This is a genomic window from Streptomyces sp. cg40, assembly GCF_050320165.1.
Taxonomy (GTDB): Bacteria; Actinomycetota; Actinomycetes; order Streptomycetales; family Streptomycetaceae; genus Streptomyces; species Streptomyces hokutonensis.
In genome coordinates this window covers 6,014,202-6,035,678 of record NZ_CP190128.1, presented here as the reverse complement: position 1 = coordinate 6,035,678, position 21,477 = coordinate 6,014,202, and the positions used below count along the sequence as shown (strand labels likewise).

Genomic DNA, 21,477 nt, shown 5'->3' with positions numbered 1-21,477 from the left:
GTCATCGTACTTGTGTTTCAAGAGAGTTGGAGTAGTCCCCTGAGAAGATCCCGGCTCTCGTCCGGGCCCGGACTGTCCTGCTGGAGTTCCTTCAGCGCCTTCTCGTACTGGGCCACGTCCTCGGCCTTGTCGAGGTACAGCGCGCTGGTGAGCTGCTCCAGGTAGACGACGTCGGAGAGGTCCGACTCCGGGAAGGAGAGGATGGTGAAGGCGCCGGACTCGCCGGAGTGGCCGCCGAAGCCGAACGGCATGATCTGGAGCCGGACGTTGGGGTGTTCGGAGACGTCGATCAGGTGCTGGAGCTGACCGCGCATCACCTCGCGGTCGCCGTAGGGGCGGCGCAGGGCGGCCTCGTCCAGGACGATGTGGAAGTCCGGGGCGTTCTCGTTGACGAGGTACTTCTGCCGCTCCAGGCGCAGCGCCACGCGCCGCTCGACGTCGGCCTCGCTCGCGCCCTTCATACCGCGCCGGACGACCGCGCGGGCGTAGGCCTCGGTCTGGAGGAGTCCGTGCACGAACTGCACCTCGTAGGCGCGGATGAGCGAGGCGGCGCCCTCCAGGCCCACATAGGTGGGGAACCAACTGGGCAGGACGTCCGAGTAACTGTGCCACCAGCCCGCTACGTTGGCCTCCTTCGCGAGGGAGAGGAGTGAGATGCGCTCCGCCTCGTCCGTGATGCCGTACAGCGTCAACAGGTCCTCTACATCCCGCGTCTTGAAGCTCACTCGCCCCAGCTCCATGCGACTGATCTTGGATTCGGAGGCACGGATCGAGTACCCCGCGGCCTCGCGAGTGATCCCACGTGCTTCCCGCAGTCGCCTGAGTTGCGAGCCGAGCAGCATCCGCCGCACCACCGATCCGGGCTCTCCCGCGCTCACGTTCGCCAGCCTCCCCAACCGTCTTCAGGGGCCGCAGTCTGCCACTAAAACACTTCGAGCAGTACTCGTTCGATTACAGAAATGGAAAGAAGAGGCTCCTGTTCACAGGAAGTTGTCAGGAAGTCGTCAGCGAGATGCAAGGTCCGAGGCCGAGATCGGCGCGAAGTTGGCGGAAAAAATGGCCAACAAGCGGTACGGGAGGGTCCAATTCGGTCAGCTGCACGTGCATCTGCCCTTGCATCTGCCCTACGCATCCGAAACCATGGTCTCGCGCCACCGCTGCATCGCAACGACCGCGAATTCCCGGGAGTGCCTCGCATGGGGACGAATGGATCGACCATGCTCGAGCCGTTACGGCAGGGCCTTCCGCCGCTGGACCCCTCGGCCGTGTCCAGCGCCGCATCGTGTTCTCTGCCCGCCCGCTACGAAGCGGTGCGCGAGGCACGGCAGTTCACCCGCCGCACGCTCGACCAGTGGGACATAGGCGACCGCTTCGACGACGTCTGCCTGGTGGTCTCCGAACTCGTCACCAACGCGCTGCGGCACGCGCTGCCGGCCAACACCCCGCGCGCCGTGGAGCAGGGGCCGCCGGTGCGGCTGCATCTGATGCGGTGGACCGAGCGGCTGGTGTGCGCGGTGCGCGATCCCAGCCACGACAGTCCGGTCGCCCAGGACTCCGACGACTTCTCGGCGGAGTCGGGCCGGGGCCTGTTCCTCGTCGACTCGTTCAGCGACGGCTGGGGCTGGCACCCGCTGGCCGGCACGCTCAGCGGCAAGGTCGTCTGGGCGCTGTTCCGGCTCCAGACGGACTGTCTGCGCGACGACACATGAGAACCGCGGCGCATTTCGGCGCCGCGGTTCTACGCGCGTTGTGGGCCCTGTGTCCTGCGGTGACCGTTATCCCGCTATCAGGTGGTCGAACTCGCCGTCCTTGATGCCCAGGAGCATCGCCTCGATCTCGGCGCGCGTGTAGACGAGCGCGGGACCGTCCGGGAAGCGCGAGTTGCGCACCGCGACGTCGCCGCCGGGCAGCCGCGCGAACTCCACGCAGGAACCCTGCGAGTTGCTGTGCCTGCTCTTCTGCCAGGCCACTCCGTCCAGCTGCGTGGCAGCCATGCCGTTGTACACGTCGAACCCCAAGTACACGCTGTCAACGCGGTGGTCCACAGGTCGCTCCCGGTTGTGCACTGGCTGGTGTGGCCATTGATGCAGTGGTCAACTGTTCCGGATCATAGCCCTGTTCATGTGCAGATGCATGGGCAGATGCACGTGCACGCGGGGTGCTCCTCCGGTTACAGCTTTGACGACTGCTTTACCGATGCCGTTCCAGCGTCTGCCCCGGTCCGTGCGGGACATGTGCTTCCGCCACTTCCTCACAAGACATGCACTAGTGAAGACGTGTACCGGGGCTCTCGTGTTCCGGGAGAGGACGGCTATCGCGTCGCGTAGGGCAACAATGCCATCTCCCGGGCGTTCTTGATCGCGGCGGCCAACTGCCTTTGCTGCTGGGCGTTCACACCCGTGACCCGGCGGCTGCGGATCTTGCCGCGGTCGGAGACGAACTTCCGCAGCAGGTCGGTGTCCTTGTAGTCGATGTACGTCACTCCGGCCGCGTCCAGGGGGTTGCGGCGGGACTTGGCGGTCTTGCGCTCGGGCTTGCGGGGCACGGTCAGATCTCCAGGAGGGTGTCGAAGGCGGGCGGCAGGCGCTTCCAGGCGGCGCGGCCCGCGGCGTACTCGGTGTCGGTCAACAGGCAGTGCTCCAGCAGCCGTTCGAGGCCGTCGCGGTCCAGGCCGGGGGACGTGAAGACGAGGTGCTGGCAGCGGTCGCCGTGCTCCGGGTGCCAGTCGAGCGCGGCGGCGGCACGGCGTACCGGGGGCACCAACTCCCAGGCGGCGTCGGGCAACGAGGCCAGCCACGGCCCCGCGCCCTCCACGCACAGGGCGCCGCCGGCCGCGTCCCAGTGGAGCAGCGCGTCGGGCTTGTCGGCGAGCCAGAACCGTCCCCGGCTGCGGGCCGCGGCGCAGGTCAGGTCCTCCAGCGCCGCGTACAGCCGCTCCGGGTGGAAGGGCCGGCACCGGTGCCAGACGAAGGTGCTCACCCCGCACGCGTCGGCCTCGACGGGGAGCAGGGCACAGGCGGGATGCTGGGCGGCGGCAGCGGCCTCGACGTCGAAACCGGCGAGAGCGGCGGTCGCCAAGTCGCCGTCCCCCAGCGGTATGTGCAGGGCCGTCGGATGCAACTGCCCCAGCAGTTCCCGGTCCTCGTCGTCGGCCTCCTCCGAGTCGAGGACCGCGAGGACGGGGGCGTACTCCAGCTGGCGGGCGAAGGTGTCGGCGACGGTGCGCCGGTCGGTGGCCGCCGCCGCCAGGCCGGTGTCGGCGAGGTCGTCGCCGTTGCCGAGGCAGGGCAGGAGGAGGGCCGGGTCCACGGCGGTGATGACGCCGGTGAGCGTGAGGCCGCCGGAGGTGATCACCTCGGCCATCGCCTTGGGCTCGACCGAGTCCCACAACTCGACGATCGCCAGGCGGACCCGACCGGCCGCCGCCAGCCCGCGCAGCTCCGGGACCAGGTCCTCGCGCAGGGCGCAGCACGCGCAGTCGTTGACGAGGGGGGCCTCGCCGGCGTCGAGGATGCCCGTGGCGTCCCGGATCGTACGGATGACCGTGCCGGCGGCGGCCGTGGCGAGGTCGTGGTGGAGTACGACGCTGCCGGGGACGTCGTGGAGGAGTCGGGCGACGGTCGCTCTGCGGGCGTCGGCGTGCAGGCCGGCGACGATCGCGACGGAGAGGTCGGGCACGGTCAGTCCTGCTTCCCGTACCGGCGCTCGAAGCGCTCCACGCGGCCGGCCGTGTCCAGGACGCGGGCGGTGCCGGTGTAGAAGGGGTGGCTGACGTTCGAGATCTCGACGTCCACGACCGGGTAGGTGTGGCCGTCCTCCCACTCGATCGTCTTCTCGCTCGTCATCGTCGAGCGGGTCAGGAAGGCGTGGTTCGCGGCGCGGTCCCGGAAGACGACCGGGCCGTAGGGCGGGTGGATGTTCTCGCGCATCTCGGTCAGCGCTCCTCTCGGAAGTCGACGTGGCGGCGGGCGAGTGGGTCGTACTTGCGCAGGGTCAGGCGGTCGGGGTCGTTGCGGCGGTTCTTGCGGGTCACGTAGGTGTAGCCGGTGCCGGCGGTGGACCGGAGCTTGATGACCGGGCGGAGTTCGTTGCGAGCCATGCTGATACCTTACTGAAAATGAATTCCATTAACAGCATCGGCTACGGCCCCGATCGAGGAGAGGTACGTCACCCGTGTCCGCCCACTGCATGCTGACCGGCGCACAGCCCGGCTTCGGCAACCGCATCTCCCACTCCCACCGGCGCACCCCGCGCCGCTTCGACCCGAACATCCAGTCCAAGCGCTACTGGCTGCCCGGCGAGGGCCGTTACGTACGGCTGCGGCTGAGCACCAAGGGGATCAGGACCGTCGACGCGATCGGCGTCGAGGCGGCCGTGGCCCGCATCCGGGCCCGCGGGGTGCGGGTCTGATGGCCAAGAAGAGCAAGATCGCGAAGAACGAGCAGCGGCAGCGGATCGTCGCGCGGTACGCGGCGCGACGGGCCGAGCTGAAGGAAATCATCCGGCGCCCGACCTCGACCGAGGCCGAACGGGCCGCCGCCCAGCGGGAGTTGCGCGGGCAACCGCGTGATGCCAGTGCCACCCGGATCCGCAACCGCGACCAGGTCGACGGGCGGCCCCGCGGCTATTTCCGCGCGTTCGGACTGTCCCGGGTGAACCTGCGCGGGCAGGCTCACAGCGGATACCTACCCGGCGTCCGCAAATCCTCCTGGTAGGCCCTGGTAGCTTGCTGCGGTCGTCCGGCCAAGGCCGACCGGACGGCCGTCCGGCTACAGCTTGGGAGCTACCAGTGACTACGGCGATTTCGACGGTGTCGACGGTACGGATCGCGGCGGCGGCCGCCGGTCTGGCGGGCGCACTCGTCCTGACCGCGTGCAGCGGCGGCGGCTCCAAGGACGACTCCTCGTCCACGCCGAGCGCGTCCGCGACCTCGGCCCCGAACGCGAGCGCGACCTCGACCGCGTCCGGGGGCTCCACCGGCAGCAGTCCGTCGGCCGCCTCCGCCGAGTTGCAGGGCAGCTGGCTCGCCACGACCGACGGCAAGGCCGTGGCGCTGGTGATCACCGGCGAGCAGGCCGCCCTGTTCACCACCGGCGGGAGCATCTGCAGCGGGACCGCGGGCGAGGAGGCGGGCATGCAGATGATCCACCTCAAGTGCACGGACAAGAGCACGACCCGGGCGACCGGAATGGTCGGCTCCGTCAGCAAGTCGGGCCTCTCGGTCACCTGGTCGGGCAGTCTCGGCAAGGAGACGTACACCAAGGCGGAGGGCGGGAAGCTGCCGTCCGGACTGGCGACGGCGGGCCTCGGGTCATAGGCCGTGCCCGCAGTCCGGTCCCGGTCGTGTCCGCAGTCCGGTCCCGGTCGTGTCGGCGGACCGGTGCCGGGTGCGGGATGATCCCCTCATGCGCACCATTCCCCTCGCCGTCACCGCCGTCGCGTCGGCCCTGCTCCTGACCGCGTGCGGCGGTAGTGGCAGCTCCTCCGGAGACAGCAAGAACGGCTCGGCCTGCTCCTTCGACGGAGTCGCCGTCCAGGTCGGTCCCGCCAGCACCGCACCGTCCGCCGGCGACACGGGCGAGGTGCCCGTCTCGCTCACCAACCAGAGCAAGCCGTGCACCCTGGACGGCTTCGCCGGCGCCTCGCTGGAGGGCGGCGGCACCAAGGTCGCCCTCACCACCCAACAGGGCGCCAAGGCACAGAAGTTGAAGCTCGCCAAGGGCGACGCGGCGTCCTTCACCATCACCTATGTGCGCGGCAAGGCGGGCGACAAGCTGAGCCTGGCCGCCACGAAGCTGGTCATCACGCTGCCCGGCAGCAGCGACAGCGCGAGCTACAAGTGGTCGTACGGCCCCGTCCAGGGCAAGACCTCCGTGAGCGACTCGGACGCCTCGGTCGGCGCCTTCACCCAGGCCGGCGACTGACGCCCGTCACTCGAGCGGCGGCCGGGCCCCGACCTGCGCCCGGTCGGCCGCCTCGGCGCCCTGCGTCCAGCCCGCCTCGTCGCTGACCCCGCGCAGCCGGGTCGTGGTCGTCTCCGGGAACATCTCGTCGAGCCGGCCGGTGACGGCGACCTCGCGGGTCGCGAGCACCGGCAGCAGATCGTCGGTCACCTGCGTGCCTGCGGCCTCTGCCAGCCGGGTCCCGATGCGGTGGGCGTAGGCCGCGAGGAAGGACTGCCGGAAGGTCTTGGTACGCCGCCGTCCGCCCGCGCGCTGGGCGGCCTCCGCCTTCGTCATCGCGGTGGTGGCCTGCACCAGCAGCGAGGTGTAGAGCAGCTCGACCACCTCCAGGTCGCCCTCGAACCCGACGACGGTCGAGAAACCGAAGGCCTCGTTCCACACCGCCCGGCAGTGGTTCGCCCCGGCGACCGCGTCCAGCAGCACCGCCTTCGCCTGCTCGTACGGCGCCTCGACCCCGATCCGGCAGGCACCGGGCGCGTCCTTCGCCGGCGCCTGTGCGTCGAGCAGCGCCTCGTCGATGCTGTGCCGCGCCATCAGCTCCTGCGCCTTGGCGCTCAACGCCTCCGCCTCCTCCGGGAAGCCGGTCGCCTCCGCCTTCGCGAGCAGCGCGCGGATCCGGGTGAGCATCCGGGACGCGGGCCGCCCGCTGTCGTGCCGCCGCTTCGGCTCGTCCAGCGGTTCGAGCCCCGGCAGCCGTAGCAGCAGGCGATACAGCTCCAGCGCGGTGGTGGCGTGCGTGAAGCGATCGGTGCGGGCGGGCTTCGCGGTGGCGGCCAGTTCGTCCAGCTGCGCCGCCCACCGCGGGCCGCGCGCCCGGTCGTCGGGCGCCTGCGCGCGAATCAGCTCCGACAGCAGCCGTACGTGTACGTCGTCCAACTCCCGCCGAACCAGCCGTACGACATCTGCGGGCTGCCACCCGCGCCGCCAGGCCGCCGCCACGAACTCCCGCCCCCGCCGGTCGAGTTCGGCGTCGGCCGCGGGGTCGGCGGCGAGGATCGAGGCGCCCGCGTCGAGGGCGTCATGGGTGTCGGAGTAGAGGGCCGCCTCGAACGCGCGCTCCACGGTGCCGGTCGTGCTGCTCACGGGTCGATCGTTTCATGGGGTGGAGGGGAGGGGGACCCTGAAAAAAGTGTGCCAGTTTTCGCCGAAGTGTCATGCCTACGGCTTGGCCCACCTCGGCGGGCGGGACGAAGAAGCTCGCTCATCCACAGCCTGTGGACAACCAACTCCGGTTGGAGCCAAGGGCGTTGGAGTGCTGGTAACACAGTGCCTACTACATCGAGGAGGCCCCATGCGGTTGCGCAACGTCACAGCGGACGACGCCGACGCCTACATCCAGATGCGGTGCGACCCGGTCATGATGGCCGACCTCGGCGGCCCGCTGCCGCGCGAACTCCAGCCCGGCAAGGCGCGTCGGGACGCCGCCGAGGCGGCGGCCGACACCTGCTGGGTCAAGATGATCATTCCCGACCCGGACACTCCCGCCACGGTGGCCGGGTCGGTGACCATCTGGTCCCACGACGGCGACGAAGGGCCCGTCTCGGAGATCGGCTGGATGGTCCTGCCGCGATTCCAGGGCCGCGGCCTGGGCAAACGCGCGGCCCGAGTCCTCCTCGAACAGGCTCGGGACGAAGACCGCTGGGGCGTGGTGCACGCGTTTCCGGCGACGGGCAACGCGGCCTCGAACGGCATCTGCCGGTCGCTCGGCTTCCGCTTCATCGACGAGCGGAACGTCACGTTCGCGGACCGGGTCCTGCGGAGCAACCACTGGGCCATCGACCCCCACACCGACCTGAAGCCGAGCTGAGGCCGGCCCGACAGTCGCCACCACGGCCGGGTGTCAACCTGGGGTTGACGCCCACGCACTGTCAACCTACGGTTGACGCATGACGACCAATCCGAACGTCACCTCATCCGTACGTCTCGACGACCTCATCGCGGCCATCAAGAAGGTCCACCCCGCGCCGCTCGACCAGCTCCAGGACGCGGTGATCGCCGCCGATCACCTGGGGGACGTGGCCGACCATCTCATCGGCCACTTCGTGGACCAGGCCCGGCGGTCGGGGGCCTCCTGGACGGAGATCGGCAAGAGCATGGGGGTCACCCGGCAGGCCGCGCAGAAGCGCTTCGTGGCCAAGGAGTCGGCGGACCTCGACCTGAGTCAGGGGTTCAGCCGGTACACCGTACGGGCCCGCAATGTCGTGATGGCCGCCCACAACGCGGCCGTCGCCGCCCGCAACCCCGAGGGCCGCCCCGAACACCTCGTCCTCGGTCTGCTCGCCGAACCGGACGCCCTCGCGGGCAAGGCGATCACCGCGCAGGGGGTTGCCCTGGACGCCGTACGGCAGGCGGCGGCCACGGCGCTGCCGCCGGCCGCCGAGGAGGTCCCGGACCTCGTCCCCTACGGCCCGGACGCCAAGAAGGTCCTGGAACTCACCTTCCGCGAGGCCCTGCGCCTGGGCCACAACTACATCGGCACCGAACACATCCTGCTCGCCCTCCTGGAGCACGAGAACGGCGAGGGCGTGCTCAACAGCCTCGGCATCGACAAGCCCACGAGCGAACGGCACATCTCCGAGATGCTGCACCGGCTCCAGGGCTGACGGGCCCCGACGGGCCGACCTCAGAACTGGCTCGTGTCGAGGTCGAACCCGAGCGGCTCGGGAAGGGCGACGCTCTTGGAGATCTCGATCTCGGCTGCGCGCGTGTAGCGGTCCTCGGAAGGCTCGCTGTAGACGATGACCGTCCCGGCCTCGCGGTCGATCAGCAGGTAGCAGGGGATGCTCGCGCGGGCGTAACCGCGGAGTTTGGGCCCGCGGTCGTTGGCCGCGGTGGACTCGGAGGTCACCTCGCCGACGAGGACGACCGGCGCGGGGTCGTGGTACCGCTGGTCGTCGGCGAAACTGCCCTTCGGGGCGATCACCAGGTCCGGGATGACCTTGCCGGTGTCGGACGCTCCCGGAACGTGCAGACCGAGGCCGGTGTAGCGACCGTATTCCTTTCGATGGTCCCGGACCTGGCCGGTGACCTCGGACACGATCTCTTCATGCTCCCCATTGGCCGGAGGCACCACGTGGATCTTCCCTTCGATCAACTCCACGCGCCAGCCCTCCGGGGCGGCGGCGTCGAACGCATCGAAGGCGGCCTCGACGGACGCGTCCATGCGCCTCTCCTCCGTCGGACTCGGATGAGGACTCAGTCGACGCTCGGGGGCGGTCAGTGCCACGGCGGACCTCCTTCGTACGGAGCGACCCTGTCAGCGTAGGCGAGAGGGCCGCCCGCGATCTCGTGATGCGTCACTCGTACGAGTGTGCGCGTGACATTTCTTCGCTCGGAGCCGCGCCAAGCCGCTCGGAGACGCCTCGCCCGCGAGCCGGTTCGCGCAGGTCAGGGCCGCTGTCAGACCTGCGTGCCACACTCGCTGACATGACCGATCGCTGGGCGCTCGCCCCGGCCGAGGGCGGTGGTGTCGAGGTCGCCGCCCTCGGTCCCGACGGGCTGCCCGGGCCGGGGGCCGTGCGGTGGGAGCCGGATCTCGTCGGGGCCGTGCGCGGGCGGCCCGACGTGAGCCGGTGGGTGTGGCGGTCCACCGCCGAGGTGTATCCGGCACTGCTCGCCGCGGGGGTGCGGGTGGAGCGGTGCTACGACGTGGAGGACGCCGAGACCCTGCTGCTCGGGTACGAGGGGCGGCACGGGGAGCCGCGGTCGGCCGCCGCCGCGCTGGCCCGGCTGCGCGGCGGACCCGTACCGCCGGATCCGCCGCAGCGGGCCGCCGAACCCGGCTCGCAGTCCTCGCTCTTCGAGCCGCAGAGCGTTCATCTTCCCCTCGCCGACCTCCTCGCCGTGTACGCCGAGCAGCAGCGGCGGCACGACACCACCGAGCACCCCGACCGGATGCGGCTGCTCACCGCGTCGGAGTCGGCGGGCATGCTGGTCGCCGTCGAGATGAACCGCGCGGGGCTGCCGTGGAGCGCCGACGTGCACCGGGAGCTGCTGCACGAGTTGCTGGGCGAGCGGTACGCGGGCGGGGGCGAGCCCAGGCGGCTCGCCGAGCTGGCGGACGAGGTGTCGGCCGCGTTCGGGAGACGGGTGCGGCCGGACCTGCCCGCGGACGTCGTCAAGGCCTTCGCGCAGGCCGGCGTCAAGGTCAGGTCGACCCGGCGCTGGGAGATCCAGTCCCTCGACCACCCGGCCGTGAAACCGCTGCTGGAGTACAAGAAGCTGTACCGGATCTGGGTCGCCCACGGCTGGTCCTGGTTGCAGGACTGGGTGCGGGAGGGGCGGTTCCGGCCCGAGTTCCTGGCCGGCGGGACCGTCACCGGACGCTGGGTCACCAACGGCGGGGGCGGGCTCCAGATCCCCAAGATCATCCGGCGCGCGGTGGTCGCCGACCCGGGCTGGCGGCTCGTCGTCGCCGACGCCGACCAGATGGAGCCCCGGGTGCTCGCCGCGATCTCCCGCGACCCCGGGCTGATGGAGGTGGCCGGCCGCCCCACCGACCTCTACCAGTCCGTGTCCGACCGCGCCTTCTCCGGCGACCGCGACCAGGCCAAGATCGCGGTGCTCGGCGCGGTCTACGGCCAGACCTCCGGCGACGGCCTCAAGAACCTCGCCGCGCTCAGACGCCGGTTCCCCAAGGCGGTGGCGTACGTCGACGACGCCGCGCGGGCCGGTGAGGAGGGGCGGCTCGTACGGACCTGGCTGGGGCGGACCTGCCCGCCGGTGGCCGGCGGCGAGGACGCGGAGGAGGAGGCGGGCATCCCGCAGGACGACCCCGTCACCGCGCCCACCGACCAGGGCTGGGTGCCGGGCTACGCCTCCACCAACTCCCGCGCCCGGGGCCGCTTCGCCCGCAACTTCGTCGTGCAGGGCAGCGCGGCCGACTGGGCCCTGCTGATGCTCGCCGCGCTCCGCCGGTCCTGCGCGGAGCTCGCGGCCGAGCTGGTCTTCTTCCAGCACGACGAGGTGATCGTGCACTGCCCGAAGGAGGAGGCCGAGACCGTGGCCGCCGCGATACGGGAGGCGGCCGACCTGGCCGGACGGCTGACGTTCGGGGAGACGCCGGTCCGCTTCCCGTTCACCGTGGCGGTGGTCGAGTGCTACGCCGACGCGAAGTAGGACCGAGGCCTACGACTGTCAACGCGCGTCATTCTGCGACAACAGCTCGCCCAGCTCCTCCACGACCGCCTTCTCGTCGGTGCCGTCGAGCGCGGCGAGGGCGGTTCGCCACTCCTCGTACGCCTCCTGCGCCCGCCCCTGTTCCCTCAGCAGCAGGCCGAGTTGGTGCCGGGCGAGGCCGCCCATGTAACGGTCGGCGCGGGCGTCCGCGCGGTGCAGCAGTTCCGCGCACTCGGTGTCGGCGGCCTCGGTCCGGCCGAGCAGCCGCAGCGCCCGGACCAGTCCGAGCCTGGTCTGCGACTCGCCGTGCCAGTCGCCGAGGTCGCCGAGGATGCGCAGGCTCTCCTCGAAGTGCGGCAGGGCGGCGGCCGGTTCGCCGAGGGCGAGGTGGGCGTAGCCGATGTTGCAGTGCGCGGAGTGCTGCACGATCACCGCGCCGATCCGGACACCGATGGCCAGCGAACGCCGGTGCTGCTCGATGGCGGCGCGCGGATCGGTGTGCTCGTACAGGTTGCCGAGATGGCTGTAGGTCACGGCCTCGCCGTACGGATCGTTCAACTGCCGTGAGTAGGCGAGGCTCTGGCGCAGCGCGACCCCCGACTCGGTGTGCCGGCCCAGGCCTTCGAGAAGAAGACCGCGGTTGTTGAGGCACCGCCGGATCCAGGAGGTCGCGTCGAGCCGCCACCAGATGGCCAGCGCCTGGTCGTTGAGGCCCAGCGCCTCGCTGTGCCGGCCGGTCAGGAAGTGCAGCCCGGCGAGATCGCCCAGCGCGTACGCCTCCGCCGCGTCGTCCCCGAGCCGTCGCGCCGCACCCAGACCGACCCGCCCGAGCACCTCCATCTCGGCGACCCGGCCACCGCGCAGTACATACGGGAACAGCAGCCGGACGAGGGTCGACACCTGGGCGGTCCTGCGCCGGTCGGCGCTGCCGCCGTACCGGTTGACGAGCGCCACCACGTTCTCCAGCTCCAGGTCCCCCCAGGCGAACGCCTCCTGGGAGTCCCGGAACGGAGCGACAGCCGCCACCTCCGCCGCATGCCCGGACAACTGGGCGGCGGTCGGCCGACGCCGGTCGTCCTGATCGAGCCCCGGCTCGACGATCGCGGTGAGCGCCCGCTCGGCAACGGCGGCGTACCAGGCGAGGGCGACGTCGACGAGGTCGCCCGGCCGCCCTCCCCCTACGATGCCGCCGCGCGAGCCGACCACCGCGACACCGCTGCGCGGCTCGGTCGCCCGGCCGTCGGCACGCGCCCCGTCCGCCGTGACGTCACCGCACGGCCCGGCTCCCACAACGCCACCGGCGGGCCCGACGGCCCCGGTGTCGGTGCGCGGTCCGGCCTCCGTGCCCCCACCGGACGCCTCGGCCCCCGCGATATCACCGCTCGGCGCCGCCGCCAGTTCACGGGCGAAGTCCCTGACCAGGTCGTGGGGGGCGTAGCGGCCGTATGCCGTTTCCTCCAGGAGGGCCACGTCGACGAGGCGGTCGAGGGCGGCCTCGGCCCGGCGTCGGTCGGTGGTGGTGAGGCGGGCGAGGAGGGGGGCGCCGTAGGCCGGGAGGTCGAGGGCGCCGATGTGGTGCAGGGTGAGGGCCGCGTCGCGGTCGGTCTCGCGGTCGGAGGCGGCGAGCGCGTCGTGGGCCACCGCCAGGGAACGGCGGACGCTGAGGTCGTCGTACTCCAGGTGGTGCAACCGGTCCTCGGTCGCGGCCAGTTGGCCGGCCAGGACACCCGGGGTGAGTGCCCGGCGCGCGGCGAGGCGGGCCGCGACCACGCGCAGGGCGAGGGGGAGGCGGCCGGTGAGTTCGACCAGTGGGTGGGCCGCGTCGAGGCCGTCCCGGCCGGACACCGCGCGCAGCAGTGCCGCGCTGTCCTCCCCGGACAGCGGCGCGAGCGGGAAGCGGCGGGCGCCGTCGAGGGCGGTCAGCGGCGAACGGCTGGTGACGAGCACCGCGCAGCCCGTGCCGCCCGGCAGCAGCGGCCGTACCTGGCCGGCGTTCCCCGCGTCGTCCAGCACCATGAGCGTGCGGGTGGGGGCCAGTAGCGAGCGCAGCAACGCTGCTGCCGCGTCCGGGTGTTCGGGGATGTGCCGGGGTTCGGCGCCGAGATCGCGGAGCAGCGCGTGGAGGGCCTGGCCGGCGGTGAGGGGGGCCATGCCCGGGGTGGCGCCGTGCAGGTTCACGTACAACTGCCCGTCGGGAAAGTGTTCCCTCAGCGCGTGCGCGGTGTGCAGCGCCAGAGCGCTCTTGCCCACGCCGGCCATGCCGCTGATCACGACCAGGGGGTGCGAGCCGGGCTCCGCGGAGGGGCGGCGCGCGAGGGTGTCGCGCAGGGCGTCGAGGGTGTCGGCCCGGCCGGTGAAGTGGGCGGGCGGGGGCGGGAGTTGGGCGGGGTGGGGCGGCGGGGGCGAGTGGGCGGCGGGCGCACCGGCCGCGGCTTGTCCGTCCACCGGCCCGTCCTCGCCGACGCCCCCACCGGTCTCGACGGACCCGGGGTTCGCGTCCCGGAGCGCCACCCCCCGCAACACCTCCACATGCGCCTCCCGCACCCCCGCCCCCGGTTCGATGCCGAGTTCCTCGATCAGGCGGTTGCGCAGGTCGCGGTGCACGGCGAGGGCCTCGGGCTGGCGGCCGGTGCGGTGGAGGGCGAGCATCAGCTGGCGGTGGTAGCCCTCGCGGAGCGGATGGTCGGCGACGAGCGCGGCCAACTCCGGTACCAGCGCGCCGAGTCGGGCACCGCCGAGGGCGAGCTCCGCGTCGTAGCGCCATTCGAGGGCGAGGAGGCGGGCCTCGGTGAGGCGTTGGGCGAAGGCGTAGCCGCCGAGTTCGGCGGGCAGGCCGGTGAGCGGGGTGCCGCGCCACAGCGCGAGGGCCGCCGTGCAGGCGCGGACGGTCCGGGGCCAGTCCCGGTCGGCGTGCGCGGCGCGGGCCGCGGTGACCTGGGACTCGAAGACGTGGACGTCCAACTCGCCGTCGTCGACGCGGAGTTGGTAGCCCGGCGGGATGGCGCGCAGCCGTTCGGGGTCGTCGAGGAGGCGGCGCAGCCGGGTGACGTGGTTGTGCAGGGAGGCGTGCGCGGAGGCGGGCGGCGAGCCGCCCCACAGGGCGTCCTTGAGTGCGTCGACGGAGACGACCCGGCCCGGTTCGAGGAGCAGCGCGGCGAGCAGGACGCGCACCTTGGTGCCGCCGATGGGCCGCACCAGGTCGCCGTCGGGGCCGTAGAGGACAGTCGTGCCCAGCAGTCCGAACCGCAGCTCGCACCGCATCACACCGACCCGTCGCCCTTCCGCGCGGCCCCCTCGGCCGTGCTCCGCGGCGGAGTTCTCCGCCGTCCCTGGCGGATTTCCGCCCTGTGTCCGGCGGTTTCCCGCCAGCCCGTCCCGGTCGTCGAGGGCCGGGATCCGCTACCGTACCCGCCCTCTCCCGCTGCCGCGCGGCGACTTCAGGCCATCCGTCCCCGGAGCATCGGGCGCACCGTTGGCCACATGTTAGCGATTCGTTGGCGCGACCTGATGTGATCACTTCATCGGATCTGGCCCGACGGTGCGCGCGTACGACGCGCAACTCGGGGGAGTGTCGCCGTCGTGGCCGGGTCCGGGGACGCGAGAGGGCCCCGGTCGGCGGAGGTGATCGACCGGGGCCCTCGTCCCTTACGTCCGAGGTACTACGGGTCCGGTCAGACGACCGGCGGGCGGCCCAGCCGCGTCAGCCGCCACACCGTCCGCCAGCGCATGGCCCGCCGCTCCCCTGCCGGTTCGCGCACGCCCTCCACGAATCCGCCGAACCAGGCCCGCAGTCCGCCGACCGACCGCGTCCGTACGAGGGTGAGCAGTGTCCACACGCCCAGGTGCACGGGGATGAGTGCGAGCGGGAGCCGGCGGCGGACCAGCCAGACCCGGTTGCGGGCGGTGACCCGGTAGTAGATGGCGTGCCGGGCGGGCGAGGTCTTGGGGTGCTGGAGGAGGAGTTCGGGGACGTAGCGGATGTGCCAGCCGGCGTCGGCGGCCCGCCAGGCGAGGTCGGTCTCCTCGTGCGCGAAGAAGAACTCGGCCGGCCAGTCTCCCGTCTCGGCGAGCATCGCCATGCTCAGCGCGTGGCCGCCGCCGAGGAACCCGGTGACATAGCCGCCCCGCATCGGGTCCCCCGCGCCGACCCGCGGCACATGGCGCCGCTGCGTCTCGCCGTGCTCGTCGGCGATCCTGAACCCGACGATGCCGAGGCGCGGTTCGGCCGCGTACAGGTCGCGGACCCGGCGCAGCACGTCGGCGTCGACGAGGAGTCCGTCGTCGTCGAGTTCCACCACGACGTCCACGTCGCCGAACTCCCGCAGCCGGGCCAGTCCGACGTTGCGTCCGCCGGGGCAGCCGAGGTTCTCGTCGATGTCGATGGTCGTGACCTCGCCCGGCAGACAGAGCCGGTCGGCGAACTCCGGGAGCCGGCAGCCGTTTCCGACGATCACGATGCGGGCCGGCGGGAGGTCCTGCTTGGCCACGGACTCGAGGAGCGCGTCGACCTCGGCGGGCCGGTTTCCCATGGTCACCACGGCGACGGCGATCCTCGGTTCCACCACGTCCCTCACTCCATCCGGCCATCCGGCGATGCCCGCGCCCTGACCGCGCAACACTCGCCGTTCACCAAGATGTTGCCTTACGTCGGCGGGTGGATACGACTCAAGTTCATTTTGCGGGACCTTTGTTGCCGCTTTGCCGGTTTTCCCTCCGCCGCACGAACTTCAGTCCCGACCAGTCCTCCCCGAGCGCCGCGACCTTCACATCCACCACACCGAGCGGGAGGAAGAGGTCACGGAGACCGTTCTCGGTGATGTCGCTGACGTGACCCGCGGCCCTGCGCGGCCAGGCGATCCACAGCATGGCGCTGTCGTCGAGACCGAGGACGAGTTCCGTCCCCTCCGCGTCCAGTTCCCTCCACTCCCGGTAGAAGGCGACGGTGACGTCCGCGCCGTCCGTACCGCCGTCCGCGACCTCGCAGTCGTCGGGCAGCCCGGGAATGTCCCACCCATCGGGCGCGTGCCGCAGCCGGACCCGGTGCCCCGGTTTGACGCCGATCTTCCTGGCGAGCGGGGTGGCGGAGTAACCTCCGGCCGCCGCAGTGGAGTTGGCCATACCCCGACCTCCGGTTCCTCGGTCGCCGCACGGCCCGGCGAGCGCCCCGCGAGGGCCGTGGGACAAGGGCGTACGGCGTGGACTTTCGCCCCATTGTGTACGGGGCCACGGCGACCTCCTCGCCCAGGACAGGTCGAACACCCTGTGGCGCTACGACGGCAACGGCACCGGAGGCTTCAGGCCCCGCGTGAAGCTCGCGTCCAACCGGGGCGACGGCTACAACGCCGTCATCGGCGTGGGCGACCTCACCGGCGACGGAAAGCCCGACCTCGTCTCCCGCGACACCACGGGCACCCTGTGGCGCAACTCCGGCAACGACAAGGGCTCGTTCGGCCCGCGCACGAAGGTGTCGACGGGCTGGCAGACGTACAAGGGCCTGTTTGACGCCTGCCCCGCTCCTGTCTTCTCCACGGCAACGGCGCCCCGTCCCGATGGAGACGGGGCGCCGTTGCCGGTGCGCGCGGGCCTTCGGGTCAGCCGGCGACCTCGAAGGCGGCAGCCTCGGACACGAACGCCGTGCCGCCGTCCTTGGCCGTGGCCAGCGTCGAGACGTTCCAGGTGCCCTTGGCCGCGTCGGCCGCTTCCTTCTCGGTGACCTTGAAGGTGTAGGTGCAGCGCGAGGTGTCGCCCGAGGCGGGCTTGCAGGTGGCGGAGTCGACGTCACGCAGGTCCGCCGCAATCGGGTTCAGCTTCGAACTCGCGGGCCAGGCAACGACCTTGAGGCCGCGGATGCCCGAGTCGTCGGTGACGTCCACGGTGTAGGTGAACGAGCCGTCGGCGCTCGCGGTCGGGGCGACGTAGCGGGTGGAGCCGTTCGTGAGGGTCGGCTCGGTGGGCGTGGAGGCGGCCGACGCGGCGAGACCGGCGGCGACGACTCCGCCGACCGCCGCGACACCGACGAGCGAGAAGACGAGAGCGCGCTTGGACACGGACATAGGAGATCCCCCTGAGTGGTGTGGCTGGTGCGGGAGGCGGTGGTCGACCGCTTCCCTCGATGTGATCGAGCCTAGGAGCGGGGCGGGGCGCGGTCCTCCGGCCGGAGAACGGTTGCCGCGTCAAACCAGAGATAGAGAGTCCCGGGGCCGCAATCCCCCTTCAGCCCGAGCCGGGCCCCTCGCCCGCGCCCATAGCCTTTGAGTGCCATGAAACGAACCGACGACCGGCTGCTCCCGGTCCTGCTGATCTGCGCCCAGGCCCTGGTGTGGCCGGTGGCTCCGCTGCTGCGCGGCACCGTACCGACCGCGGCCGACCTGCTCGTGGCCGCCCTGGTCGCCGGACCGGTGACGGCCGCGCTCGCGCTGCGCCGCAGCCGCCCGGTGACCACGCTCGTCGTCGTCGCGGCGGCCTGCGCGGTGGGCGCGGGACCGCTGCCCACCGGGGCGATGGCGCTCCTCGGCACCGTGGGCGTGGCCCTCGCCCTGTTCTCGGTGGCGGCCGAGCGCGACACCTTCACCACGGTCCTGTGCGTGGTCACGCTCGTCCTCTGGCAGCTGCTCCAGAACATCAACCTGAACGGCCTCAGCGACAACAACGGCCTCGACCTGGTCCTGACCGCCCTCCTCTACGCCACCGCGTGCGGCGCGGGCATGGTCCTACGGCGCACCCGTCGCGCCCGCCAGGCGGCCGAACTCCTCCTGAACCGCGCCGAGACCGAACGCCACCGGCTCCCGGCGGCCGAACGCCGCCGCATGGAACGGGAGTTGCACGACGTCAGCGCCCATCACCTCACCGCCGTGGTCGTCACGGCCGGCGCCGCGCTCGGCCTGCGCGAACGCCGCCCCGAACTCGCCGCCGAGGCGCTGGAGTTCGCGACCGAGACCGGCCGCGAGGTCACCCGCGCGCTCGGCGCGGTACGCGCCCCGGCCCCCTCACGCGAGGAACTCCCCTCCCCCGAGGAGCGGTTGCGCGCCCTGATCGCCGGCTTCCGCCGTCTGGACCAACCCGTCGACTTCGAGATCGACCCCCTCCCGGACGGCGCCGTCGCGGACGCGGCCTACGGCATCGTGCGCGAGGCCCTGACCAACGTGGCCCGCCACGCGCCGGGCGCGCGCACCACGGTGCTCTGCCGCTACGGCGACACCCGCACCGACGTCGTGATCACCAGCGCGGCCCCGCCGACCGGCACCCCGGCCCACGGCGCGGGCCTGGGCGGCGGCCGCGGCCAGGGCTTCCTCCGCTCCCGCGCCCGCGAGGCGGGCGGCACCCTGACCACCGGCCCCACGGCGGAGGGCGGCTGGGAGGTACGCGCGACGCTGCCCGGCCGTACGGCGGGCCCGGTGGAGCACTCCGTCCCGCCGAGCTACCGCATGGCCCAGGTGGTCGCCGCGTTCGGTCTGTGCGTACAGCCCCTGCTGCCGGTCCTGATCATCCGGGCGGAGTCGGCGCCGAGCAACGGTTCGCATGTCTCGGCGGGGGTGCTGTTCGCCCTGCTGGCGGCGGCGCAGGCGGTGGCCCTGCTGTGGCTGAGAAGGGCGCGCGGTTTGGCGCAGGGGGCGTTGCTGGGCTTGGCGTTGTTGTGGCCGGTGGCGATGGGGGTGGGGGACTACACCGGTCCGGTGTTGCTGCCACCAACACTGAGCATGTTGGCAACATGGGCCGCGCTAACGGCTTTTAAGGGGCGCGAGGCTATATCGATTGGCGGCTCCGCCGCGGGGCGCGACCAGCCCCCACCGGCCCGCACATACCGACTACCTCAAGTCCCCTTCCCTCTCTTCCCAGTTGCAGCCACAGCCGCACACGCAACAGCGTTGACGATCGCCGTACTGCACCGCGGCACAACCATCCCCACCTGGTTGGTGATCCTGTTCGCAACAGCAGCAGTGTCGCTGGTGACGGCCACCGCACACTGGATCGGAACCCTGCGCCGGCAACGCGCCACCGCAGCCCAGGACTCCCAGACCCAACGCCTCGCCACCTGGACCGAGGAAGCCGTACGGGACGCCTGGGCGGAACGCCGCCGCATCGCCGCCGGCCTCGAATCCACCGTGCTGGCCCGCACCGCCGACATGATCGCGGAAGCACAGGCGGGCCGGCTGGACGCGACGGCGACCCGCGCCCGCGAGGCACTCAGCGCGATGCGCGCCCTCCTGGACGCGGTCCGTGACGGCGACACGGCAGCCGAACTGACCCCACAGCCCACCCTCCAGGCCCTCGACCTGCTCGCACACCAGTGCCGGGCCACCGGCCGCGACGTGGAGATACGTCTCACCGACCGCGTCCCGGAACACCTCCCCACCGAGGTGGACCTCGCCGCCTACCACGTCGCCGAGACTCTCCTCGCGACCGGCGACACCGAACCCGCCGTACTCGAACTCGACGCGGTCGACGGTACGTTGACGATCAAGGCCACCGGTGTGCCACGCGCCGCGGACTCCGCCGCACGGGACCGGCTGACGGCGCGGATCGCGCCGCTCGGCGGCACCCTGACGACCGGTCGGCCGCCGGGCACGGTCCACCTCCGGCTGCCGTTCACGACGGTGCCGGACGACGAGGAGAGACAACGATGAGCCTCAGGGTGCTGGTCGTCGACGACCAGGGCATCGTCCGGGCGGGCTTCGCCGCCGTGATCGACGCCGAGGAGGACATGACGGTCGTAGGAGAGGCCGCGGACGGCGCGACCGCGGTGACGCTCGCCGCCGAACTGGCCCCCGACGTGGTCGTGATGGACGTGCGGATGCCGGAACTCGACGGTATCGCCGCGACGAGGATCATCACGGGGAAGGAGAACGCCCCCCGAGTCCTGGTGCTCACCACCTTCGACCTGGACGCGTACGTCTTCGACGCCCTGCGCGCGGGGGCCTCCGGCTTCCTCCTCAAGGACGTGCACGCCTCCGAACTCCTGGACGGCATCAGGGTGGTGGCGAGCGGCGAGAGCGTGCTCGCACCGTCGGCGACCCGCCGCCTGATCGGCCACTACGCGTCGGGCGCGGGCACGGGATTCCACCCCGACTCCGGTTCGGATGCGGCCGGTTCCGGCCCGCGCGAACTCGAAAGCCTCACCGACAGCCAGCGCAACGTCCTCGGCCTGCTCGCCTCCGGCCTCAACAACGCGGAGATCGCTGGGGAGTTGGGCATCACGGTCGGCACGGTCAAGTCCCATGTGAACGCCCTGCTCCGCAAACTCGGCCTGCGCGACCGCGTCCAGGCCACGATCCTCGCCTACGACCTGGGCATCACCCGCCCGAACCCACCGGGCGCGGACCACCTCTGACGGTCTCGTCTCGCCCTCTGACGGTCTCTTCCCGTCCTCTCCCGTCTTCTCCCGTCCTCTCCCCAGGAGCCCATTCCATGACCGGTACCGATGCCCACGCGGCCCGTTCCCCTCTGCACCGACTGGGCCGGAACCTCCGCAACCCCTTCGCCCTCGCCTACCTCGCGCTCTGCGCGGGGCTGCTCGTCTGGGCGATCGCCGTCAACATCCCCGCCGACTCGGACGGGGCCATGGCCTTCGTCGTCCCCCTCATTGCCACCGCCCCGGCCAGCCTCGTCCTGCTCGCACTGCCGGGCGGCGCCGCGGTGTTGATCGTCGCGGTCGTCCTCGGCGCGGTGGTCAACGCGTCGATCATCGGCTGGTGCGTCCGCGCGCTGACCGGCGGCAACCGCCCGGACGCGACACGCTGACCGCGCGGTGGCGCAGGCCGGGGCGTAGGCCGGGGCGTAGGCCGGGGCTCAGGCGCCGCCGTAACCCGCCGAGTGGTCGTCCGGGTCCTCGGTCGCGTACAGGGCGGGCCCGAGCCGTGCGGCCAGCGCGTCCCCCGCGATGTGGGTGACGGTCACCGTCCCGTCGTCGCCCGACGTCAGCTCCGCGTAGTACCCCAGGGCCATCCAGTCCATCGGCCGATGGAAGAAGAACTCGACGGCGTCGCCCGGATATTCGGCCCGCAGCAGGGGCAGCAGAGCCTCCGGGTGATACTCGGCCCCCTTCCCACTGAGCACCACGACCACGCGCCCCACGCCCACCCGCCACACCCGCACATGCGCGTAACCGTTCCGGTCCCCCACGGCCTGCCAGGGCTCCTCGTCACGGATCAACTCGGGATAGTCACCCTCAACTGCCATACAACACACCCCGTTTCCGGCCCAGCGGCCATCAGAACAACCATGCTCAACACGGCCCGCACGGAACCCTCCGCGAGGATGAGTGCTTCTTCCGTCAGCTGGTCGTTCGCTGATCGCATACGGCGGTGAATCGACCCGTAATCCTGCAACTGTCCTGACGGCCAATGGAGTTCGCCTCCGTGCCGCGCCGACCGGTGCACAAGCCGGCGCGATCGGGTCG

24 protein-coding genes and 1 pseudogene are annotated in these 21,477 nt (G+C 71.8%); 12 read left to right on the top strand and 13 right to left on the bottom strand.

What is annotated here, in order from left to right:
- Positions 1 to 17: 17 nt before the first annotated feature.
- Positions 18 to 842, bottom strand: coding sequence for a helix-turn-helix domain-containing protein (locus tag ACQHII_RS27010; protein WP_051105973.1), 825 nt, complete (start codon positions 840 to 842; stop codon positions 18 to 20).
- A gap of 354 nt (positions 843 to 1,196) precedes the next feature.
- Here ACQHII_RS27010 and ACQHII_RS27005 point away from each other — a divergent pair, with 354 nt between their 5' ends.
- Positions 1,197 to 1,709 carry an ATP-binding protein gene (locus ACQHII_RS27005; RefSeq protein WP_427921740.1) on the top strand — a complete coding sequence of 171 codons (513 nt, stop codon included), beginning with the start codon at positions 1,197 to 1,199 and terminating at the stop codon, positions 1,707 to 1,709.
- Between the two features lie 66 nt (positions 1,710 to 1,775).
- On the opposite strand, the gene ACQHII_RS27000 is transcribed toward ACQHII_RS27005, so the two are convergent.
- The 5 genes from ACQHII_RS27000 to rpmG form a co-directional block, all read right to left on the bottom strand.
- The gene (locus tag ACQHII_RS27000) at positions 1,776 to 1,994 is read right to left on the bottom strand and encodes a DUF397 domain-containing protein (RefSeq protein ID WP_051105974.1); all 219 of its coding nucleotides are present in this window, start codon (positions 1,992 to 1,994) and stop codon (positions 1,776 to 1,778) included.
- A 317-nt stretch (positions 1,995 to 2,311) separates the two neighbouring features.
- Positions 2,312 to 2,545, bottom strand: coding sequence for a 30S ribosomal protein S18 (gene rpsR / locus ACQHII_RS26995; RefSeq protein WP_019070238.1), 234 nt, complete (start codon positions 2,543 to 2,545; stop codon positions 2,312 to 2,314).
- A gap of 2 nt (positions 2,546 to 2,547) precedes the next feature.
- Complete coding sequence (locus tag ACQHII_RS26990; protein ID WP_427921739.1) at positions 2,548 to 3,678, bottom strand: CobW family GTP-binding protein; 1,131 nt, start codon at positions 3,676 to 3,678, stop codon at positions 2,548 to 2,550.
- A gap of 2 nt (positions 3,679 to 3,680) precedes the next feature.
- A complete protein-coding gene (locus tag ACQHII_RS26985; RefSeq protein WP_427921738.1) occupies positions 3,681 to 3,929 on the bottom strand; it encodes a type B 50S ribosomal protein L31 in 249 nt (82 codons plus the stop codon).
- Between the two features lie 5 nt (positions 3,930 to 3,934).
- Entirely contained in the window at positions 3,935 to 4,099 is a 165-nt protein-coding gene (gene rpmG / locus ACQHII_RS26980; protein WP_200715960.1) for a 50S ribosomal protein L33, read from the bottom strand.
- Between the two features lie 74 nt (positions 4,100 to 4,173).
- On the opposite strand from rpmG, the gene rpmB reads away from it, so the two are divergent.
- The 4 genes from rpmB to ACQHII_RS26960 all read left to right on the top strand — a co-directional run bounded on the left by rpmB (position 4,174) and on the right by ACQHII_RS26960 (position 5,924).
- Positions 4,174 to 4,410 carry a 50S ribosomal protein L28 gene (gene rpmB / locus ACQHII_RS26975; protein ID WP_427921737.1) on the top strand — a complete coding sequence of 79 codons (237 nt, stop codon included), beginning with the start codon at positions 4,174 to 4,176 and terminating at the stop codon, positions 4,408 to 4,410.
- Complete coding sequence (gene rpsN, locus ACQHII_RS26970) at positions 4,410 to 4,715, top strand: 30S ribosomal protein S14 (protein WP_427921736.1); 306 nt, start codon at positions 4,410 to 4,412, stop codon at positions 4,713 to 4,715. Before rpmB ends, rpsN begins: the two co-directional genes overlap by 1 nt.
- Positions 4,716 to 4,789: 74 nt before the next feature.
- Positions 4,790 to 5,317 carry a hypothetical protein gene (locus tag ACQHII_RS26965; RefSeq protein ID WP_427921735.1) on the top strand — a complete coding sequence of 176 codons (528 nt, stop codon included), beginning with the start codon at positions 4,790 to 4,792 and terminating at the stop codon, positions 5,315 to 5,317.
- Between the two features lie 88 nt (positions 5,318 to 5,405).
- Entirely contained in the window at positions 5,406 to 5,924 is a 519-nt protein-coding gene (locus ACQHII_RS26960; protein WP_427921734.1) for a DUF4232 domain-containing protein, read from the top strand.
- Between the two features lie 6 nt (positions 5,925 to 5,930).
- On the opposite strand, the gene ACQHII_RS26955 is transcribed toward ACQHII_RS26960, so the two are convergent.
- Complete coding sequence (locus ACQHII_RS26955; protein ID WP_427921733.1) at positions 5,931 to 7,046, bottom strand: DUF2786 domain-containing protein; 1,116 nt, start codon at positions 7,044 to 7,046, stop codon at positions 5,931 to 5,933.
- A gap of 208 nt (positions 7,047 to 7,254) precedes the next feature.
- Here ACQHII_RS26955 and ACQHII_RS26950 point away from each other — a divergent pair, with 208 nt between their 5' ends.
- Positions 7,255 to 7,770 carry a GNAT family N-acetyltransferase gene (locus tag ACQHII_RS26950; RefSeq protein ID WP_427921732.1) on the top strand — a complete coding sequence of 172 codons (516 nt, stop codon included), beginning with the start codon at positions 7,255 to 7,257 and terminating at the stop codon, positions 7,768 to 7,770.
- A gap of 79 nt (positions 7,771 to 7,849) precedes the next feature.
- Positions 7,850 to 8,566, top strand: a complete 717-nt coding sequence (locus tag ACQHII_RS26945; protein WP_427921731.1) for a Clp protease N-terminal domain-containing protein — start codon at positions 7,850 to 7,852, stop codon at positions 8,564 to 8,566.
- A 20-nt stretch (positions 8,567 to 8,586) separates the two neighbouring features.
- Here the strand turns inward: ACQHII_RS26945 and ACQHII_RS26940 are convergent, their stop codons facing one another.
- The gene (locus ACQHII_RS26940) at positions 8,587 to 9,126 is read right to left on the bottom strand and encodes a Uma2 family endonuclease (RefSeq protein ID WP_427921730.1); all 540 of its coding nucleotides are present in this window, start codon (positions 9,124 to 9,126) and stop codon (positions 8,587 to 8,589) included.
- A gap of 263 nt (positions 9,127 to 9,389) precedes the next feature.
- Between ACQHII_RS26940 and ACQHII_RS26935 the strand changes: the two genes are divergently transcribed.
- Entirely contained in the window at positions 9,390 to 11,081 is a 1,692-nt protein-coding gene (locus ACQHII_RS26935) for a bifunctional 3'-5' exonuclease/DNA polymerase (RefSeq protein ID WP_427921729.1), read from the top strand.
- An 18-nt stretch (positions 11,082 to 11,099) separates the two neighbouring features.
- On the opposite strand, the gene ACQHII_RS26930 is transcribed toward ACQHII_RS26935, so the two are convergent.
- The 3 genes from ACQHII_RS26930 to ACQHII_RS26920 all read right to left on the bottom strand — a co-directional run bounded on the left by ACQHII_RS26930 (position 11,100) and on the right by ACQHII_RS26920 (position 16,199).
- Positions 11,100 to 14,342, bottom strand: coding sequence for a BTAD domain-containing putative transcriptional regulator (locus ACQHII_RS26930; protein WP_427921728.1), 3,243 nt, complete (start codon positions 14,340 to 14,342; stop codon positions 11,100 to 11,102).
- A 410-nt stretch (positions 14,343 to 14,752) separates the two neighbouring features.
- Positions 14,753 to 15,646 (bottom strand): glycosyltransferase family 2 protein, encoded by an 894-nt coding sequence (locus tag ACQHII_RS26925; protein ID WP_427921727.1) that lies wholly within the window; start codon positions 15,644 to 15,646, stop codon positions 14,753 to 14,755.
- A gap of 106 nt (positions 15,647 to 15,752) precedes the next feature.
- Positions 15,753 to 16,199, bottom strand: coding sequence for a DUF3052 domain-containing protein (locus tag ACQHII_RS26920; RefSeq protein WP_427921726.1), 447 nt, complete (start codon positions 16,197 to 16,199; stop codon positions 15,753 to 15,755).
- Between ACQHII_RS26920 and ACQHII_RS26915 the strand changes: the two are divergent.
- A pseudogene (locus ACQHII_RS26915) lies at positions 16,186 to 16,461 on the top strand (FG-GAP repeat domain-containing protein); the annotation flags it as partial. The gene ACQHII_RS26920 and the pseudogene ACQHII_RS26915 sit on opposite strands and share 14 nt — an antisense overlap.
- A gap of 211 nt (positions 16,462 to 16,672) precedes the next feature.
- On the opposite strand, the gene ACQHII_RS26910 reads toward ACQHII_RS26915, so the two are convergent.
- A complete protein-coding gene (locus tag ACQHII_RS26910) occupies positions 16,673 to 17,134 on the bottom strand; it encodes a DUF5707 domain-containing protein (protein ID WP_427921725.1) in 462 nt (153 codons plus the stop codon).
- A gap of 207 nt (positions 17,135 to 17,341) precedes the next feature.
- Between ACQHII_RS26910 and ACQHII_RS26905 the strand changes: the two genes are divergently transcribed.
- The 3 genes from ACQHII_RS26905 (at position 17,342) to ACQHII_RS26895 (ending at position 20,819) form a co-directional block, all read left to right on the top strand.
- Positions 17,342 to 19,705, top strand: a complete 2,364-nt coding sequence (locus tag ACQHII_RS26905) for a histidine kinase (RefSeq protein WP_427921724.1) — start codon at positions 17,342 to 17,344, stop codon at positions 19,703 to 19,705.
- On the top strand, positions 19,702 to 20,409 hold the full coding sequence (locus tag ACQHII_RS26900; RefSeq protein WP_427921723.1) for a response regulator: 708 nt from the start codon (positions 19,702 to 19,704) through the stop codon (positions 20,407 to 20,409). The genes ACQHII_RS26905 and ACQHII_RS26900 overlap by 4 nt, the downstream gene beginning before the upstream one ends.
- Positions 20,410 to 20,486: 77 nt before the next feature.
- Entirely contained in the window at positions 20,487 to 20,819 is a 333-nt protein-coding gene (locus tag ACQHII_RS26895; protein ID WP_427921722.1) for an SCO4225 family membrane protein, read from the top strand.
- Between the two features lie 48 nt (positions 20,820 to 20,867).
- Here ACQHII_RS26895 and ACQHII_RS26890 read toward each other — a convergent pair whose 3' ends face one another.
- Positions 20,868 to 21,257 (bottom strand): hypothetical protein, encoded by a 390-nt coding sequence (locus tag ACQHII_RS26890; RefSeq protein WP_427921721.1) that lies wholly within the window; start codon positions 21,255 to 21,257, stop codon positions 20,868 to 20,870.
- Positions 21,258 to 21,477 lie beyond the last annotated feature (220 nt).